The 19,247-nt window shown below is 72.4% G+C and carries 12 protein-coding genes and 1 pseudogene; 11 read left to right on the top strand and 2 right to left on the bottom strand.

Annotated elements, in window-relative coordinates; genetic code table 11:
• The first annotated feature begins 218 nt into the window (after positions 1 to 218).
• From IG78_RS0111505 to IG78_RS0111530, 6 genes are all read left to right on the top strand, one after another.
• A complete protein-coding gene (locus IG78_RS0111505; RefSeq protein ID WP_318657862.1) occupies positions 219 to 2,027 on the top strand; it encodes a transglycosylase domain-containing protein in 1,809 nt (602 codons plus the stop codon).
• 89 nt (positions 2,028 to 2,116) lie between these two features.
• Entirely contained in the window at positions 2,117 to 2,989 is an 873-nt protein-coding gene (locus IG78_RS0111510; RefSeq protein WP_225882052.1) for a MerR family transcriptional regulator, read from the top strand.
• Between the two features lie 88 nt (positions 2,990 to 3,077).
• Positions 3,078 to 5,408, top strand: a complete 2,331-nt coding sequence (locus tag IG78_RS0111515; protein ID WP_169749687.1) for a serine/threonine protein kinase — start codon at positions 3,078 to 3,080, stop codon at positions 5,406 to 5,408.
• Positions 5,409 to 5,452: 44 nt separating this feature from the next.
• Complete coding sequence (locus IG78_RS0111520; protein WP_030561879.1) at positions 5,453 to 6,643, top strand: hypothetical protein; 1,191 nt, start codon at positions 5,453 to 5,455, stop codon at positions 6,641 to 6,643.
• Positions 6,640 to 8,010 carry a type 2 periplasmic-binding domain-containing protein gene (locus tag IG78_RS0111525; RefSeq protein ID WP_078965063.1) on the top strand — a complete coding sequence of 457 codons (1,371 nt, stop codon included), beginning with the start codon at positions 6,640 to 6,642 and terminating at the stop codon, positions 8,008 to 8,010. The genes IG78_RS0111520 and IG78_RS0111525 overlap by 4 nt, the downstream gene beginning before the upstream one ends.
• 200 nt (positions 8,011 to 8,210) lie before the next feature.
• Positions 8,211 to 9,938 carry a hypothetical protein gene (locus IG78_RS0111530; protein WP_107054873.1) on the top strand — a complete coding sequence of 576 codons (1,728 nt, stop codon included), beginning with the start codon at positions 8,211 to 8,213 and terminating at the stop codon, positions 9,936 to 9,938.
• Positions 9,939 to 10,033: 95 nt separating this feature from the next.
• On the opposite strand, the gene IG78_RS51215 is transcribed toward IG78_RS0111530, so the two are convergent.
• Positions 10,034 to 12,559 (bottom strand): D-alanyl-D-alanine carboxypeptidase, encoded by a 2,526-nt coding sequence (locus IG78_RS51215; protein WP_249926100.1) that lies wholly within the window; start codon positions 12,557 to 12,559, stop codon positions 10,034 to 10,036.
• Positions 12,560 to 13,008: 449 nt separating this feature from the next.
• Here IG78_RS51215 and IG78_RS0111540 point away from each other — a divergent pair, with 449 nt between their 5' ends.
• From IG78_RS0111540 to IG78_RS0111550, 3 genes are all read left to right on the top strand, one after another.
• Positions 13,009 to 13,779, top strand: coding sequence for a GOLPH3/VPS74 family protein (locus IG78_RS0111540; protein WP_030561886.1), 771 nt, complete (start codon positions 13,009 to 13,011; stop codon positions 13,777 to 13,779).
• 331 nt (positions 13,780 to 14,110) lie between these two features.
• Positions 14,111 to 14,968, top strand: a complete 858-nt coding sequence (locus IG78_RS0111545) for a helix-turn-helix domain-containing protein (RefSeq protein ID WP_030561887.1) — start codon at positions 14,111 to 14,113, stop codon at positions 14,966 to 14,968.
• Between the two features lie 233 nt (positions 14,969 to 15,201).
• Positions 15,202 to 15,411 carry a DUF397 domain-containing protein gene (locus IG78_RS0111550; RefSeq protein WP_030561888.1) on the top strand — a complete coding sequence of 70 codons (210 nt, stop codon included), beginning with the start codon at positions 15,202 to 15,204 and terminating at the stop codon, positions 15,409 to 15,411.
• Positions 15,412 to 15,562: 151 nt separating this feature from the next.
• Here the strand turns inward: IG78_RS0111550 and IG78_RS0111555 are convergent, their stop codons facing one another.
• Positions 15,563 to 16,462, bottom strand: coding sequence for a hypothetical protein (locus IG78_RS0111555; RefSeq protein ID WP_051852541.1), 900 nt, complete (start codon positions 16,460 to 16,462; stop codon positions 15,563 to 15,565).
• Between the two features lie 97 nt (positions 16,463 to 16,559).
• Between IG78_RS0111555 and IG78_RS0111560 the strand changes: the two genes are divergently transcribed.
• Together IG78_RS0111560 and IG78_RS0111565 are read left to right on the top strand one after the other, a co-directional pair.
• Positions 16,560 to 17,345 (top strand): SDR family oxidoreductase, encoded by a 786-nt coding sequence (locus tag IG78_RS0111560; protein WP_030561893.1) that lies wholly within the window; start codon positions 16,560 to 16,562, stop codon positions 17,343 to 17,345.
• 53 nt (positions 17,346 to 17,398) lie between these two features.
• Positions 17,399 to 18,568, top strand: a pseudogene (locus IG78_RS0111565) (sodium:solute symporter family transporter); the annotation flags it as partial.
• Positions 18,569 to 19,247: the final 679 nt, after the last annotated feature.

Below are 19,247 nucleotides of genomic sequence, written 5' to 3' on the forward strand. Positions count from 1 at the left end.
ACGCGCTCACCCCCTCGCGCAGTTCACGTCGCCCCGACTGTTACGCACCGCTGACAGGCCGCCGCCCAACCGCCGCTCCCGCCGCCGCCCTCTCTTCGATCATGCGGACACACGCGTCGATCATGCGGACACACGCGCAACGCGAGGGTGCACCAAAGGCCACGGCCCGGCGGCGTCGGCGGCGCCCTGTCGACTATCCGCGGCGGGGGCGGCGGGGCGTGCGGCGCTGGCTGCCGTCGTGGCGGCAGTGGCTCGGCGGCCTCCTGCTCGGCTTCGGCGCGGTCGCGGGGCTCCTCGGGTATGTGTACGTCACCGTGGACGTACCGGACGAGAACGCGGCGGCCCGGCGTGAGGCCAACGTGTACTACTGGGCCGACGGCACACAGATGGTGAGCATCGGCGCCGTGAACCGGCAGAACGTACCCCTTGAGGACATCCCGGAGTCCGTGCGGAACGCGGTGATCGCGGCGGAGAACGCCAGCTTCTACAGCGACTCGGGCGTCGACCCGCAAGGGCTCGGGCGGGCCGTGGTGAACATGGTGAAGGGGCAGGAGACGCAGGGCGGTTCCACCATCACGCAGCAGTACGTGAAGAACACCTATCTGTCGCAGGACCAGACCATGACGCGCAAGGTGCGGGAGTTCGTGATCTCGTTGAAGGTGGACCAGCGCAAGAGCAAGGACGAGATCCTCCAGGGCTATCTGAACAGCAGTTGGTTCGGGCGGGGCGCCAACGGAGTGGAGGCCGCCGCACACGCCTACTACGGCATCCCGGCCCGGCAGCTCGACGCGAGCCAGGGCGCCCTCCTCGCCGCGCTCCTGAAGGGCGCGGAGCTGTACGACCCGTCGGTGAGCGCCGCCAACCACCGCCGCGCCGAGGCCCGCTGGTCCTGGATCCTGGACCGGCAGGTCGCGGTGGGGCGGATGAGCGCCAAGGAGCGGGCCCGGTACGAGAAGTTCCCCGAACCACTGAAGGAGTCCAGGTCCACGAGCCTGAGCGGGGACCACGGGCAGACCGGCTACCTCGTCGACGTCGCCAACAAGTACGTGCGCCAGCGCACCGCGCTCACCGACAAGGACCTCGCCCGGGGCGGCTACCGCATCCACACCACCTTCGACAAGCGCCGCGTCCACCGACTCGCCCGCGCCACCCGAAGCGTCCTCGACCGCCGCCTCCAACCCCGTGAGCGCGCCGACGACAAGGGCGTCCAGGTCGGTGCCGCCTCCGTGCGCACCCAGGACGGCGCGGTCCTCGCCCTGTACGGCGGCGCGGACGCCACCCGGCACTTCAGCAACAACGCCGACACCTCCGGCGTCCCCGTGGGCTCGGCGTTCAAGCCGTTCGTGCTCGCCGCCGCCCTCCAGGACGGCCTGCACGCCGACCGCGAGGGGCCCGGCGGCATGACGCCGGGTGAGGCGCTCGTGGAGGGCGGCAACGCCACGTACCGCGAACTCGGCGAGGAGGTCGGGCACCGCCGGGTAAGGGAGGTCGCGGTGGACGCCGGGATGCTGGGGCGGAGCATGGCGCGCCCCGACGAGTCGTTCCCGCTCGGTACGTCCACGCCGAGCGCCATCCGGCTCGCGAGCGCCTACGGCACGTTCGCGCGCGGCGGCCTCCAGCACGACCCGTACTCGGTGACGTCGGTGACCAAGGACGGCGAGGCCGTCGGCGGCCTGGAGCCGCCCCGCACCCGGCGCGCCCTCGACCCGCGCGTCGCCGGGCAGGTCGACGCCGTGCTGCGGGACGCCGCCGACGACAGTCTCGGCCGCCTCACCTCCCGTGCCGGGCAGCCCGTCGCGGCCGGGCGCACCACCGCCCAGGACCGCTTCAGGTCGGCGTGGTTCGCCGGGTACACGCCGGAGGTCTCGACGGCGGTCACCCTCTTCCGTACCCGTCCGCGCGATCCGCTGCTCCAGCCGCTGTCCGGCGTCGGCGGCGAGAAGTCCCGGTACGGCAACGCCCTCACCGAACGGATCTGGCGGGACGCGCTGCTCGGCGTCGACCTTGCCCCGGGGGCGGGGCGTTGACCTTGCCCCTGGGGCAGGGTCCAGAGTCGCCGCACCGGAGGCAGCCGCCTTCGGTGACCGGTGAACCGCCGGTCCCGGAGGATGACCTCGTGGACGAACTCCTGAGCATCGGCGCCTTCGCCGCCCGCACCCGGCTCTCCGCCAAGGCCCTGCGCCTGTACGACCGGCAGGGGCTGCTGCCCCCCGCGCACGTGGACGCCGCGACCGGCTACCGGTACTACCGGCCCGAGCAGGTCGAACAGGCCCGTACCGTCGTGCTGCTGCGCCGCCTCGACATGCCGCTCGCGGACATCGCGGCGGTCGTCGGCCTCGACGGCGAGCGGGCGGCCGAGGCCGTCGGGGAGCACTGGGCCAGGATCGAGGAGCGGTTCGCCGCCCAGCGCACCCTCGTGGACTACCTCCGCGGCCGCCTGTCCCGAAGGAGCCCCGCCGTGTACGGCACGTTCGAGATCCACACCACCGACGTACCCGAGATGTTCGTGCTCAGCGAGCGCAGGCACGTCTTCACCGACGCCCTGCCCGCCTGGATCGACGCCTCCCTCGGCCGCCTGGAGAAGGCCGCCGCGGAGCTCTGCGGCGGCGTCACGGAGTCGCCGTTCGTGGTCTACCACGCCGAGGTCACGGAGGACAGCGACGGCCCCGCCGAGGTGTGCGTGCCCGTCGCGGACCCGGCGGCGGCCCGCGAGTGGGCCGCCGGGCACGGGCGGCAGTGGGGCGTGCGGGCCCGCGTCGAGCCCGCTGCCCGGCTCGCGTACACCCGTATCACCAAGGCACAGGTCGTCTATCCGCAGATCATCGCCGCCTACGACGCCGTGGAGGAGTGGCTGGCCCGCGAGGGGCTCACACAGGCGGGGGCCTGCCGCGAGGTGTACTTCACGGATTGGGAGACGGCGGGCCCCGAGGACCAGGTGTGCGATGTGGCGTACCCCGTGGCACGGTCGGGGGCTGCCGTGAGCGAGTGATGCTCCGTCAACTCCCTTGCGGGTTTCCGCATTTCTCCTGCCGACTCGTCGGGGTCAACGTTCTCGTACGCGTTTATCCTGATGCGCCATGGAGTCCCGTGAGGGCGACGGCGACTCGTCCCTGCCGCCGCTGTTCGTCGCCCTGCCGCCGCAGCGTCCCGCCCGCGTGGTGCTGCCCCCCGAGAGTCCGGACCCCACGGTCCTGCCGGAGATCACCCTCCTGGACCGGGCGGTCTCGCGCGGCGACGACCCGGACGCCCTGAGAGGCCTGCCGCTGCCCCCCGACCGGCTGCTCGCCCGCCAGTACCGGGTGGTGCGGCCGCTCGGGTACGGCGGCATGGGCGAGGTCTATCTCGCGCTCGACACGAAGGTCGGGGGGCGCGAGGTGGCCATCAAGATCCTGCGCCCGGAGAACGGCGGACCCGAAGGACCCGCGCCGCATCCCGCGCCCGACTCCGCCGACCACCCGCTCGCCCGCGAACGGCAGGAACTCGTCGAGCTCAACCACGACGACATCATCCGGGTCTTCAACTACGGGCACCACCCGGACGTCGGTGACTTCCTCGTCCTTCAGTACGTCGACGGGCCCACCCTCGAAGAGGTCCGCACCCGCGCCCTGCTGCACCCCGAGGAGTTCGGCGGCGCCCGCTTCTACGAGTTCGTGCTCGCCTACGGAGTGCGGTTCCTCGCCGGGCTCGCCTATCTGCACGCACCGGAGCGCGGCAAGGTGTACGGCGACCTGAAGCCGTCGAACGTCATGCACGACGGGTCCACGACGAAGTTCATCGACGTCGGCAGCGTCCGGCGGGCGGGCGCGCCGGGCCTCACCACCGCGGACTACCGCGCCCCGACGGTCGGCCCGCGCGGCGAGTCCACCAGCGGCGACGACCTGTTCAGCCTCGGCGAGACCCTGCGCCACCTGTGCGGGCTCGACGACCTCGACGCGCTCGCGGACCTCTCCCCGCTCGCCGGTTCCGACGCCGTACCGGACGCGCGGTCGCCGCAGGTCCACGCCGCGCGCCGGATGACGGTGCCACTGCCGCCCGACGGGCTCGGGCTCGGCCTCTTCTCGCTCGCGCGGGTCCTGCGCCGCGCCACCCGCCCCGAACGCGCCGACCGGTTCGCCACGGCCCGCGAGATGGACGAGCAACTGCGCGGGGTGTTCCGCGAGATGCGTTCGCTGCGGCTGCGTACGGAGACCTTCGAACCGTCACCCCTGTTCCTCCAGTCCGCGTACGCCCTGGACGGCGGGCTCGGCTCGCCGCCACCGCCGCGGCAGTGGGCGGCGGAGGCGGCGCGGGGTGCGGGCGGCGGCGTGCCGGACGGGTACGGAGCCGGAGGGGACGGAAGGGACAGTGGGGACGGAGGGGACAGTGGGGACGGTGGGGCGGCCGTGCGGTACCCGGCTCCCGCGCCCGGGGACACCGCGCAGGAGCTGCCCGTCCCGCGCCCCGACCCCGACGACGCCCTCCACACCGGCCTGAGCCGGCTCGGCGACGACGATCCGGCCGCGCTCCTCCAGCACACCGCGGACTGGCCGGGCACCCCCGAGGTGGAGCTCCTGCGCTGCCGTCTGACGCTGCGGGTCGCGCTGCGCCCCGGCGCCCAGGTCCCGCCGCAACTGCACGACGCCGCCGTCGCCCTGGGCCGCGCCGAGGACGCCATCGGCCCGACGGCGGCCCCGTACGACTGGCGGCTCGACTGGCACCGCGGCCTGCTCGCGCTCGCCGCCGACGACGTGCCGCGCGCCCGCGGCCACTTCGACCGGGTGTACGCGGCCATCCCCGGCGAGTACGCGCCGAAGCTCGCCCTCGGCCACTGTGCCGAGCGGCTCGGCCGCCCGCGGGAGGCGCTCACGCTGTACGAGGGGGTGCGGATGCGCAATCCCTCGCTCGGCGGGGCGGCGTTCGGGGCGGCGCGGGCCCGGATCGCCCTCGGCGGGCCGCGGGCGCTCGCCCACGCCGTGGAGGCGCTCGACGCGGTGGCGCAGCACTCCCGGCACCGCACCGCCGCGCGGGTCGCCGCGGTGCGGGTGTGCGCGGACCACGTGCGGGGCGGGGACGACCTGGCGGAGGTCGTGCGGCGGCTCGGGCGGTTGTTCTTCGCGCACGGGCTCACCGACGAGCAGGCGCGGCTGCGGATGCGGGCGCACGTCTGGGAGGGGGCGCGGGTCCTCCTCGGTACGGGGGCCGTCTCTGCCGGGCAACTGCGCGAAGTCGCCCGCGGGGCTGATGCGCGGTTGCGGTTCCCCGCCTCCGCGCGGCAGTTGCGGGTCGATCTGTCGGGGTTCTGGCTGGGGCTCGCCCAGCAGGCCGCGCGTGAGCCCGGCGGGGCCGGGGCCGCTGTCGCCGAGCTTCTGCTCGACCGGGCCTATGCCATCCGGCCCTTCGGGCTGCGTCATGCCCGGGGGGCACGGTGAACCCCTCCCCTCACACCACGGCTGCCCGGAGTCGGCGGGCCCGCATGAAGGGCGGGCGGGTCTGGCGGTGGGTGTGGGCCCCGGCGGTCCGGGGGAGCCGGAACCACGCCTATCTGCGGGAGCGGCTCGTGGTGCTTCCGCTGCTCACCGCTCTCACCTTCGCCCCCTTCGCCTGGGCGTACTCCTCCGTGCGTGACGACGCCGCGTACATCCAGGAGCGGGCCGCCCCCGCCCTCGGGGATCTGGCTGCCGCCCGGGTGTCGCTGGAGATCGCCGATCAGGAGGCGGGCGACAGCTTGCGGGCGGGACGGGCGGTCGAGCTCAGCGGGCTCAGTGAGCGGTACCGGACCCGGACCACGCGGGCCACCCAGCGTCTCAACCAGGTGGGCCGCAGCGGTGCCCTGTCGACCGCGGAGCGCCAGGACCTCGACGTGGTCGCGGGCCTGGTGGCCGACTACGGCACCTGGACGGCGTGGGCCCAGGCCAACGCCGCCGACCGCGCGCTGCGCGAGGCCGCCCTCGCGTACGCGCGCAGCATCCTGTGCTCGGCCCGCGAGGAGCCGCGCGGTACCGGGGAGGGCGGTGGCACCGGGGAGGGCGGCGGCACCGGGGAGGGCGGCGGCACCGGGGAGGGCGGCGGACCCGGGGGCCACCGTGGTTGCCGTCCCGTCACCGGCTCCGACGCCACCGCCGTCGTGGACCGCGTCACCGCCCTGGAACGCGCCCTACAGGGGCGGGTCGCGGGCCGGGCGGCCGTGGGCGCGGGCGTGCTCGCCGCGTTCGTCGTGTCCGGGGTCGCGTTCCTGCTCCTGGCGCACGGCAGTTGGCGCACCCAGGTGTTCCTGCACCGGCGCTTCCGGCTCTACGTCAGCGTGCCGCTGCTCGTCGCCGCCGTGCCGCTCCTCGCGCTGCCGCTGCTCGCGGCCGACGCCGTGCTCGTCCAGGAGGCGCAGGGCGACGCCGCGGCCACGGCCCGCGCGCTCTCGCACCGGACCTCCCCCGGGATCGAGAGCGCCGCCGAGAACGACCCGTTCCGTACGCCGGGCCGGTATGTGATCGCCGCTCTTGAGGACGCCGTGGACCGCGAACTGGCCGACGGCCGCCTCGCCCTCCTCGACGGCGTGTCCGTGTGGGTGCTGCCCGCGGGCCTGCTGAGCGCCGCCCTCACCGGCGGCACGCTGCACGCGTACCGGCGCGAGTACGTCCGTCTCACCCGTACGGGAGCCGCCCCATGAGCAGGAAGGACCAGCGCCCCTCCAGTTGGGAGGAGCGCGGCCCGCGGGCCCGGCGGCGGCCGTCGCGCACCGCCGTCGTCTGCTGTCTGCTCCTCCTCGCCGCCGCCCTCACCGGCGGCTGCGCCGACGAGGACCGCGACACCCTGGTCGTCCTCGGGCCGTGGACCGGGCCCGAGGGCACGGCGTTCGAGGCGATGCTGCGGCGGCTCGACGACGGCACCGGCGAGACGTACACGTACAAGGGCACTCGCTCGCTGCGCGAGACCCTGGTGGCGCAACTGGAGGCCGGGGACCCGCCGGACGTCGCCGTCCTCAACAGCGTGGGCGAGCTGACCGAGTACGCCCGCGGCAACCGGCTGCAACCCCTGGACGCTCCGGGGCGGCCGCCGTGGGCGCCCCGCATCGAGGTGAACGGCGCCCCGCGCACGTACTGGGTGCCGCTGAAGGTGGATCTGAAGAGCCTGGTGTGGAGCAGGGCGGGTGCGGCGGGTGAGGAGCGGGGCGGCGGGCGGCCGCGGTGGTGCCTGGGGATGGCGTCGCAGGCCACGTCGGGCTGGCCGGGCACGGACTGGATCGAGGACCTGATCCTGCACCGCTCGGGCCCCGGCACGTACGCGCGCTGGGCCACGGGCCGCCTGAGCTGGCGCAGCCCCGAGGTGCGGGGCGCCTGGACGGCGTGGGCGCGACTGCTCGGGGAGCGGTCGCGGAAGTGGGTGGACCTCGCGCTCACCACTTCGTACGAGGGCACACCCGGCCCCGGTGGCGCTGCCGGGGCGGCCCCCCGGGGACTTCTGAACTCGCCGGAGCTGGACTGCACGCATGAACACCAGAGCGCCTTCATCCGCTATCTGTACGCGAACGCAAAGGGTGAAGGGGGCGGGCAGGCGGGCCGGGGCAGGGGTGTGCGGGTCGATCCGTCCGCCCGTTTCCTGCCGGGGCCCGCCGCCCATGACGACGCGTACGAGGTCGCGGGCGACATGGCGGCGGCCTTCGGCGACCGTCCCGCCGCCCGCGACCTTGTCGAACGTCTGTCCGGTTCCGAGGCGCGGCGGCTGTGGCACGCGGAGGCCGAACCGGCGCTGCGGCCGTTCTTCCCCGGCGCCGGTGACCCGCAGCCCACCGACCCCGGCGGGGGCCGGGCCGCCGCCGTGCTCACCGGCGAGGCGGCGACGCTGTGCTTCGACGCGTCGGACGCGATGCCGCCCGCCCTGCGGGACGCCTTCCACCGGGCTGTCCTGCACTACCTGCGCGACTCCGCCGCCGACCGCCTCGACACCCTCCTCGGCCAACTGGACACGGTCCGCGCGGAGACCGGTGGCAGTGCCCTGCCGCCCGGCGCCCTGTGCGCGCCCCCCTCGGACGGGTGAGGCGTCGGTGGTGCTGCGGTGACCGCCGTTCGACCCCATACTGGCCAAGACCTGCCCTTGGGGTCGCTGTCTGCCAACCATTCCGCAGCGGTTAGCGTCTACTCCGAAGGAGTTGCCCCAGCCAGCCGAACGGATCGCCGCCCGTGGCCTCTGCCGACCTGTCACCCCCGTCACTCAGCCGAGCCGACCGGGGCAGCGGCATGCGCGAACCCTGGTACCAGCGGCACCGCATGGCGCTGCTCATCACCGCGGGTCTGCTGCCGCTGTATCTGCTGTGGTGGACGGTGTTCGCGACGGGCGGCGGCGACCTCGCCGCCCAGCAGGCCTGGGCGGGCTTCGCCAGGCGCTACCCGGGCTCCGCGTACAGCCTGTTCTGGTACGGCGGCCTGCACACCGCGAACTACAGCGTCATCTCGCCGTATCTGATGGCCGCCTTCGGCGTGCGGACCGTGGCGGCCGCCTCGGGGCTCGCCGCCACCTTCATGGGCGTCTCGATCATCATGCGCAGCTCCATCCGCAAGCCGCTGTGGCCCGCGCTCGTGGTCGGCTTCTCGATGTGGTGCCAGGTCGTGTGCGGGCGGGCGACGTTCATGCTGGGCGTCGCCTTCGGCGTCGGCGCCGTGCTCGCGGCCGTCGGCGGCAACAGCCGCCGCCGGATCGTGGCCGCCACCCTGTGCGCGGCCCTCGCCACGATGGGCAGCCCGGTGGCGGGTCTGTTCCTCGTCGTGGTGGGCGCCGCCTATCTGTTCCTTCGCCAGTGGGGCCGTGCCCTCGCCCTGATCCTGCCGCCGTTCGTCGTGGTGGGCCTCACGACGTGGCTGTTCCCCTTCGAGGGCGAGCAGCCCATGGCGTTCGTCCGGATCTTCCCGCCGGTGCTGCTGTGCGGCGTCGTGATGCTGGCAGCGCCGCGGTCCTGGAAGCTGCTGAAGTTCGGCGCCGGGGTGTACGCGGTGGGGGTCGTCCTGACCTGGCTGATCCCCACCCCGATCGGTACGAACGTCGAGCGCTTCGCCGAGATCGCGGCCCCGCCGATACTGCTGGCCGCCGTCATGAACCGGGACTTCACCCTCCCCAAGTCGCTGCGGCCCCTGCGGCCGAAGCGGGTCCTTGAGACCCTGCGGCGGCTCGGCTCCCCGCGTCCGGTGTGGTCCGGCGTCAAACGGCACCACATCTGGCAGCGCGCGGTCCTCGTCACCGCCGTCGTGCTGTCCCTGACCTGGGTTTCCATCAAGACGACCGCCGACATAGTGGCCTACACGAAGGTGCCCACCTGGGCCGTCGAGACGGACGGCGTCGTCAAGGAGCTGAACCGCCTGGGCGCCGACCGCACCCGCGTCGAGGTGGTCCCGGCCCGCGACCACCGCGAGGCCGCCGTGCTCTCGCCGTACATCAACATGGCGCGCGGCTGGAACCGGCAGGCCGACGTGGAGCGCGGCCGCCTCTTCTACGAGGGCCGGCCGGTGTCCGAGGTGGAGGAGGGCGCCTTCACGTCGTCCTCGTACCGTGCCTGGCTGAACCACTGGGCCGTCGGCTTCGTGGTGCTCTACAAGGGCGACGGCAAGCCGGACGGCGCCGCCGAGCGCGAGCACGACCTGGTGACCAGCGAGCCGAGCTATCTGGACCAGGTCTGGCACGACGACAACTGGCGGATCTACCGCGTGAAGGACGCCGTCCCGCTGGTCGACAGGCCCGGCTCCGTGGTGACCGCAGACGGCGCCCACCTCACCGTCCGCATGTCCGAACCCGGCTCGGTCATCGTCCGGGTCGCCTACTCGCCGTGGCTGTGGGCCGAGGGCGGCTGCCTGTACAAGGAGGGCGACTTCACCCGGCTCACGGTGAAGAAGGCGGGCGACATACGCATCGCGTCCAACTACGGGGGCCCCTCGGGACCGCAGCCGCGGTGCGCGCCCGACAAGGACGCGGATTAGGCCGACGCGGGGCCCGGGCGCGGGCCTGACGCACAAAGGGGTGGGGCGAGCCGAAACCGGCTCGCCCCACCCCTTTGCCGTGCGCTACCGGACCGTCAGCCGATCCGGGTGAGCTTCGCGCCGAAGCCCGGTTCGGAGAGGTCCTTCTGCAGGGCCACCGGAACCTTGATCGCCCCGGTGGTCGTGCCGTCCCCGACGGTGAGCCTGCCGACGACGGTGCCCGCCTTCGCGGAGTGCGGCGGGGTCTTGCCCGCGTCGTCGATCTCGACCTTCGAGGTCAGTCCGGACCAGCCGACGGCGGTGACGTCCCTGGTGGCGACGACCGGCGTGGTGCCGCCGAGGCCGTCGTCGACCTCGCCGACGACCTGGCCCTTCTTCACCACGGTCCTGGCCTTCAGGGCGTCCTGACCGGCCGCGATCAGGTCCTTGGTGACGCCTGTGACCTTGTCGATGTTGGCCACGCCGCCCGAACCGAACTGCGCGAGGGCCGCGCCGATGATCACGTGGGTCCTGCCGCCGACCCTCTTCTCCGCGGCGAAGAGGATGTTGCCGCCCGCGGCGGTGGTGGTGCCCGTCTTGATGCCGATGGCGACGGTCGGGACGAGACCGAAGTAGTTGGTCTGCCGGTCCCCGTTGAGGTCCTTGTAGTTGCGCTGCCCTGCGATCTCCTTGAAGACCGGGTTCTCCATGGCGACGCGGCCGAGCTTCACCAGGTCCTCGGCGGTCGAGACGGTGGTCTTGTTCAGGCCGCTCGGGTCGGTGTAGTGCGTGTTCTTCATGCCGAGTTCCTTGGCGGTCTCGTTCATCTTGGCGACGAACTTGTCCTCGGAACCGTTGCTGTCCCAGCGCGCGAGCATCCGGGCCACGTTGTTGGCCGACGGCAGCATCACGGCCTGCAGGGCCTCGTACTGGGTGATCTTCTGGCCCTCGGTCACCTTGACCACGGACTCGTTCTCCGGCTTGCCCTTCTCGTAGTGCCGCTGCGCCTGGGCGTCGACGGTGAGCGTCTTGCCGTTCCCACCCTTCTTGATCGGGTGGTCGCGCAGGATCAGGTACGTCGTCATCACCTTGGCGATGCTGGCGATCGGTACGGGCTTCTGCTCACCCGCCGTGCCGAAGGAGCCGATGCCGTCCACATCCATGGCCGCCTGGCCCTTGCCGGGCCAGGGGATCGACGGCTTTCCGCCCTTGAACGCGTACGAGGACGCACTCGTCAGCGTCAGCTTCGCCTCGGGAAGGGGACGCACCGCCTGTGCGACTGCGAACACCACGACGAGCAGCAGCACGAGCGGCGTCCAGATCTTGAACCGGCGCACGAGGGTGCGCACCCGGGTCTCCGGAGGCGGCGGCGTGTTGGTCAGCTCGGCGAGCAGGTCGATCGGGGGCTTCGGGGGCAGGGGCTGCTGCCGGGTGGCTTCCGGGGAGGCGGCTTCTGGCGGGGGCGCCTGGGGGGAACCGGTCCGCGCGGGACCCGTCCGGGCGGACCCCGGCTGCGCGGGCAGGGCGGTGGCACCCGCGTCGGGCTTGGCGCCCGGCTTCGTCAGGGTCCTGGTCCGGGAGTCCTCAAGGGGCTTGAGCGCGACGAACTTGCTGGTCCGCTCGGACTCCGACTCGGTCTCCGGCTTGCCCCCGGGCTTCTTCTTGCCTTCGGGCTTCTTCTCGGCGTCGGCGCGCTTGTCCGGCTCGGGTACGTCACCGAGCTTGAGCGTCGTGGTGGGCTGGTCCACGCCCGAGGAGGCGGGCCGGGGGGCCTTGAAGACCGCGGTGGCCTGGTCGAGCGGACGGCCGTCCTCGGAGCGGGGCTTCGCGCTGCCGGGCTTGGCGGGGTCGGGCTTGGGCTTCGCGCTGCCGGACTTGGGCTTGGCCTTGAAGTCGGCGTCGGGCTTGGCGTCAGCTTCGGCCTTGGAGTCAGCGTCGGGCTCGGAGTCGGCGTCGGCCTTGGACCCAGCCTCGGCCTTGGAGTCGGCGTCGGCCTTGGGCTCGGCGTCAGGCTTCGCAGGTCCGGCCTTGGACTCGGCGTCCGCGTCGGGCTTCGTCGGCTCGGCCTCCGCCTCGGCTTCCGGCTTCGCGGCGGCGGCCCAGGACGGGGTCTTCGGCCCACCGGAAGCACCGTTCCCGCCCTTGCGGCCGGTGTTGAACACGGCGGTGGCCCGGTCGGCCCGCGGGTCCTGGGGCTGGGACTCACCGCCCTCGGCCTTGGCCCCGTCCTCGGCGTCCGCCTTGGCGTCGGCGGAGTCGGCGTCATCGACGGCACCGGCAGCAGTGCCGGACTCACCCCCGGCGTCCGGAGTGTCCGCCTTCGCGGCAGGCCGCGCAGCCGTGAACACGGCGGTGGCCATGTCGACCGCGGACCCCGAGGCCGCGTCACCGCCACCGCCACCCGCGCCGGAGTCACCGCCGCCGCTCACCCCCACGCCGGAGTCACCGCCGCCGGTCACCCCCACGCCGGAGCCGTCACCGCCGGTCACTCCCTCGGCGGAGGCATCCGCCGCACGGTCCGAGTCACCGCCGGAGGCGTCCGCGGCGTCCGCGGAGGCATCGGAGGCATCGGAGGCACCGGCGTCCGCGCCCACAGCGGTGGAGGAACCTTCCCGCTCGGCCCCACCGGCACGGTCACCCATGCCGGAATCCTCGGCTCCGGGTTCCGCCCCCTCGCCCTCCGAAGAGGATTCGTCACTCGCGACCCACGCGGCAACCGCGGCGCGCAGTCGTGCGTCTCCATTGACGTCGCCCGGCTTGGAGCCGGACGCAGCATCGGCCGACGCGTCGGACGCCGGAGCAGCGTCGCCCGCACCGTCCGAGGCGCCCCCGCCAGAAACCGTCTTCGACCTGTCGGGGAACTCGCCCGCCACCGATGCCTCCTCGTTCGCCGTACTCGCCGCACTTACCACGCAAAACCACCGCCCGGACCCACTGTCCGAACCGTGTACCAGTGTCCTGTGTGAGGGCTTAACCCCCGTGGTAGACGAGAACGACATACCTACTGGTTCCCGTACGTACCGCCCACGCGCTCTCGACAGACCAATGTGAGAGGGGTCACCCTGTCATTCATCCACGCGGGGAGGCATGGATGGGCAGGAGCCGCAGAACAATTCCGGAGGAGCTTCTGCTGCTCGCTCTGGACCCGGCCACGGGTACCACAGCGCAGCCGCAGTCGCTCGACCTCGGTCTGGCCGGAGCACAGCTAGTGGAGCTGGCGCTGGCCGGACGGATAGCCCCTGACGGGGATCGTATCGCCGTGGTGATGCCACGGCCGACCGGAGATCCGACTCTGGACTCCGCACTGGAACTGCTGCGCAGGCGCGGCAGCCCGGTACGGGCGGTCCACTGGATCGGCGGGCCCCGGCTGGGGCTGCGCCAGATTTACCTCTCGCATCTGGAGCGGTGCGGCATGGTGCATGCCGTGGCGGGCCAGATGTGCGGAGTGCTGCCGACGACTCGCTACCAGGCGACGGAGACGGCGATCAGCCGGGACATCAGGGCCCGGCTCGATTCGGCGATCCGCACCGGTGTACCACCGGACCCGCGGACCGCCGCGCTCGCCGCACTGGCCCACGCGGTCGGACTCGGCAAGCACCTGTATCCGGGCAACGAGGGCCGCTCGTCCCGTTCCCGGCTGCGGGATCTGATCAGGCACGACCCGATGGGCGGCCTCGTGGCGCACGCCGTGATGGACGTCCAGAACGGGGTGGCGGCGCAGCCGCGCCGCAGTCCCGCGACTGCCGTGGGGCAGGGCGGGCGACAGCCCGCGCAGACGGCACGGGCCGTACCGGAACCCGGCAGGGTCCCGATGCAGCCACGCCGAGGTGCGGGAGCCATGGCCCGCGCCGTGGCCCACTGAGTACCGAGCACTGAGTTCGGCAACGCCAGCATTACTCGCACCCCCCAGGTGCACCCAGCGCCGCACCGCAGTCCCCAGACCCGGTTCGGGAGCCGCTGGTCCGCGCGGTCGGGGGGCCGGATGTCCATGGACGGGCACCGGCGCCCCGGCCCGCGCGGCCGCAACCGCCGCACCCTGCACGCGTGTTGCGAAACCGCCCACGGCGACCGCCGCACCGGCACCCGCGCCTACCGCTGTTCTGCTGTTTCCCAGCGCCGAGTTGACCCGTGGTGGCACTCTGCATGGCAGCAGACACGCAAAGTAGAGGCATAGTGCCGGAGGTGCACGTCCCGTGGCGTCCAACGTCAATCCCACTGTCAGGCGACGCCGGCTCGGACAGGAGCTGCGCCGGCTGCGTGAGCTGAAAGGCATGACGGCAGAGGAGGTGGCGGAGCGACTCCTTGTCTCACAGTCGAAGATCAGCCGCCTGGAGAACGGCCGCCGTTCCATCAGCCAGCGCGACGTCCGCGACCTCTGCGGGGTGTACGAGGTCGAGGACCACCGTATCGTCGACTCCTTGATGCAGATGGCCAAGGATTCGCGCCAGCAGGGCTGGTGGCACTCCTTCGGCGACATCCCGTACAGCGTGTACATCGGCCTGGAGACGGACGCCGCCTCCTTGCGGGTGTACGACCCGCAGGTCGTCCCCGGCCTGCTCCAGACCCGTCCGTACGCGGAAGCCCTGATCACCGGCGCGCTACCGGAGACAACACCGACGGACATCGAGAAACGGGTGCAGGTCCGGATGCGCCGCCAGGAGCGCGTCGCGGCGCCGGAGAACCCGCTGCGCCTGTGGACCGTCCTGGACGAATCGGCGCTGCGCCGCGTCGTCGGCACCAGAGCGCTGATGCGCGAACAACTGGAGCACCTGGTGGAACAGTCGCAATTGCCGCATGTGACGGTGCAGGTGATCCCGTTCGAGATGGGTGCGCACCCGGGGCTGAACGGCCAGTACGCGATCCTTGAGTTCCCGGACGCCTCGGATTCCAGCGTGGTCTACATCGAGGGCGTCACCAGCGACCTGTATCTGGAAAAGGCGAACGACGTCCAGCAATACAGCGTCATGTACGAGCATTTGCGGGCGCAGGCGCTGAATGTGGAGCAGTCCCGTCAGCTCATCGCGGACATCGCCAAGGACTACGCCCGCTGATGTCCGGCGTCCACACGGGCCCCCGAGGGCCCTGGGTCGGGAAAATGCCGCACAGTACACCTTGGCCATAGCGCGGCGGAAGACCCCTCTGGAATATGCCATCCGGTTGAGTGAACGACCCATCCGCCGATCGATGTTGGCGAGTAGCGTCATTCACGCCAGCAGCAAGCACGTTGGCGATTGCCGCTCTCAGCGGTCACAGCAATTCACCAACTGGGCAAAACGGAGCGAACATGGCTATTCAGCAGGGTGCCGCGCACGCGTGGACCAAGTCTTCCTACTCCACCGGTAACGGCGCTTGCGTCGAGGTCAAGTCACCAGTGACACAGGCGATTTCCGTGCGGGACTCAAAGGTCTCCGACGGTCCCGTCATCGCCTTCCCGGCCTCGTCCTGGAACGTTTTCGTGGCCGAGGTCCGCAGCGGGGCCCACGAACGCGGGTGATACGTGCCACTACGCACAGACACAACCACATAAGCATCACCGCAGCAGCACCGCGACACCGCTGCGACGCAGCATCGCATGAGCCCTCTCGACTGGCCCGCCGTCCTGGCCGAGGGGGCTCGGCCTTGCCCCGGGGGCCCCGGTCGCCGCGCTAGCGGAGCTGGTCGACGTACCGGTCCGTGCCCGGGACCGTCGGGATGAACGGGGCGACCAGTTCCACCCGCCCGAGCCCGGACGCGGCCACCGGGTCGGTGAGCGCTCCGGTGAGCGCGTCGGCGGGAGGAGCGAAGCGCTCCGTCCAGCAGTCGCGCGGATCGCACTCCAGGAACCACAGCAGGGTCAGACGGGTGTCGACGCCCTCGACCTGCTTCACATAGGTCATCCGGTCCCCCGGCAGCGGCGTCGGCCGGAAGATCACCACCATGGCGGCGGGCGACCCCGCGAGTGCCCCCGGCAGTTGCCGCGCCACCAGCCACTCCAGGAGCTCCCCGCGCCGCCCGGGACCCTCGGCGTCGACGACCTCAAGGACGAGGCCGCGGTAGGGGTGATCGAGGGCGTGGAAGTCGCGGGGACCTGCGGCGCCGTCCCGGTACACGGTGGCCTCGTGGTCCTGGAACGCGGTGAAGACATGGGTGCGGGCCTGGTGGACGCGGCTGTCGCGGTTCAGCCGCTTGTTGATGCCGACGGTCCACTTCATGTGGTCGGCATAGCGCCCCTCGGTGATCCAGTACGTGGAGAGATAGCAGCCGGCCGTCACGGGCCGCGCGACCGCCGACTTCCCCGGGAAGCGCAGGAGCTGGAGGTCCCGGGTCGCCACCCAGCGGCGCCCGGCGTACATCCAGGGCATCGCCATCGCGCCCGCGTAGTAGTGGTCGTCCTCGTACCAGCGGTTATAGGCGTACTCCTGGCCGGGGTGCGGCTCGACCATGGTGATCAGCGCATGCCCCGGGCGCACCCCGTAGGGCCCGACGGCGGCCAGCTCGCCATACACGTCACTGCGCGTCCCCCCGCCCGCGCCGCTCCCACTGCCGCTGCCGCCCCGCTCGCCCATGGCGCTCACACCCCTCCCCGCCTCTTCCTTCCATCCCCGGACGTCCTTACTCTGACGCCCCGTCAGGCAATTCACCAGAGAGCGAGCCGGAGGAATCGTGTCACTGCTCACCGGCAGGACCGTCGTCGTCTCGGGGGTGGGTGCGGGTCTCGGTCACGAGGTCGCCGCCGCCGTCGTACGGGACGGCGGGTGCGCCGTGCTCGGCGCACGCACCGAGGAGAACCTCGCCAAGACCGCCACCGCCGTCGACGCGGGCGGCGGGCGGGTCGCGTACCGGGTCACGGACATCACCGACGAGGACCAGTGCCGGGCCCTCGCCACGCTGGCCGTCGAGCGCTTCGGGCGAATCGACGCACTGGTCCAGGTCGCCGCCTGGGACAGTTGCTTCGGCGGCATCGAGGAAGCGGACTTCGCCACCTGGCACCGCATCCTCGACGTGAACCTGCTCGGCTCGCTGCGCATGACCCGGGCGTGCCTGCCGGGCCTGAAGGAGCGCGGCGGCTCGGTCGTGCTCATCGGCACGCAGTCGTCGGTGGCCGCGCCCTCGCAGGTGCGGCAGGCGGCGTACGCGGCGTCGAAGGGCGCCCTCGTCTCGGCGATGTACTCGCTGGCGCGCGAACTCGGCCCGCACCGGATACGGGTGAACACGGTCCAGCCCGGGTGGATGTGGGGGCCACCGGTGGAGGCGTACGTGAAGTTCACCGCGGACGCCGAGGGCGTGCCGGAGGCGGAGGTGAAGCGGCGGCTCGCCGAGCGGATGGCACTGCCGGACCTGGCGACGGACGGCGATGTCGCGGACGCGTGCGTGTTCCTGGCGTCCGACAGGGCGCGGGCCATCACGGGCCAGTCGCTCCTGGTGAACGCGGGAGAGCTGATGCGCTGACCGAGCCCTCCGAGGGGTGGCCGACCCACCCCTCGGCGGGCTTTCGTCACCCAGACGTGGGCGCGAAGTGGGCCTCGATCGCGACCCTGCTGTCCGTGTTCACCGGCGTCTCCCTGAACCAGGGCATCCTCATCACGGGCGTCGTCACGGCGATCTACCGCACCATCGGCGGACTGTGGGCCGACGCGCTCACCGAACTCGGCCAGTTCATCATCCAGCTCCTGGCCGGGGTCGCCATGTTCGTGGCGGTCGTGGTGAAACTCGGGGACTACGGCGGCTTCTTCGGCGTCCGGGACCGGCCCGAACTGGACGGCCACGCGAAGCCGCTGGTCGGGCCGTACGGCACGGTGTTCCTGCTCGCGTTCCTCTTCATCAAGCTCTTCGAGTACAACGGCGGCATGCTCAACCAGGCCCAGCGCTACATGGCCACGGCCAACGCGCGCGAGGCCTCGCGGTCCGCGAGGCTGTCCGCCACCCTGTGGCTGGTGTGGCCGCTCGTCCTCTTCTTCCCCATGTGGATGTCGCCGCTGCTCGTCGACGCGAAGAAGCCCGACGGGTCGGACTCGTACGCCCTGATGACGGAACAACTCCTGCCCCACGGACTCCTCGGTCTTGTCATCGTCGGCTTCTTCTCCCACACCATGGCCATGTGTTCCTCCGACGGCAACGCCATCGCGGCCGTCTTCACCCGGGACGTGGCGCCGGTCCTCTCCCGGAAGGCCCGCGCCTGGAACGACAGGTCCGGACTCATCGCCGCGCGGCTCACGACCGTCGTCTTCCTCGGCCTCTCCATGGCGGTGGCCACGCAGGTCAACTCCCCCGCCTTCGAGGACATCATCACCGTCGTCATCAAGTGGGTCGCCGGCCTCATGGGCCCCATCGCCATCCCGATGATGCTGAGCCTGCTGCGCCAGTTCCGCCGCTCGGGGCCCACCGCGGCGCTCACCAGTTGGGGCCTCGGGCTGCTCGCCTTCTGGCTGGTCAACTACCCCATCCACTGGAACGCCGACGGCGGCGTGCCGCTCCAGTACCGGGTGTCGATCCCCCTCGGCGTCTCGCTCCTCCTCTACGTCGTCATCGGCTACGTCAAGCCGGAGGACACGCCGGAGCGGGACGCGTTGATCGAACGCATCAACACCGACGGGGGTGACGGGGCTGACGGCGCCTCCGCCGCAGCGGTGCCCCCGCAGGCGGAACCCGCGCCCCTCAGGCCGGTCGCCTAGCCGTCCTGGCGGGGTCTCCCACCCGCCCGCCCGTTACTGTCGGCCCGGTCGCACGGTCGGGGCCCGACGGTTGGAGGCGGGCGGGCCCCCAACCACCGCACAGCGGAATCCCCCACCCACCCACCCGTTACTGACGGCCCAACCACACCGCCGGGGCCCAACGGCTCAGGGCAGGCGAGCCCGCAACCACCGGCGATGGGCCACCCCCCCACGGGAAGGGAGTGACCCCACGCGGGGTCTCCCACCCGCCCACCCGTTACTGTCGGCCCACTCGCACCGTCGGGAGCGGGGGGGGTACCGACGGCTGGGGCAGGCAGGCCCGCAGCCGCTGACGGTAGGCCACCTCCACGGCAGGACATGACCCCACAGCAGGCTCTTCCGCCTCGCCACAGCAGGCTCTTCCGCCTCGCCCACCCGCCCGTTACTGACGGCCCGGTCGCACCGCCGGGGCCCGACGGCTCAGGGCGGGCGAGCCCGCAACCACCGGCGATGGGCCACCCCCACGGGAAGGGAGTGACCCCACGCGGGGGTTTCCCACCCGCCCACCCGTTTCTGACGGCCCAGTCGCACAGTCGGGAGCGGGGGGTACCGACGGCTGGGGCAGGCAGGCCCGCAGCCGCTGACGGTAGGCCACCTCCACGGCAGGACATGACCCCACAGCAGGCTCTTCCGCCTCGCC

The organism is Streptomyces aureocirculatus, assembly GCF_000720475.1.
GTDB classification, from domain to species: domain Bacteria; phylum Actinomycetota; class Actinomycetes; order Streptomycetales; family Streptomycetaceae; genus Streptomyces; species Streptomyces aureocirculatus.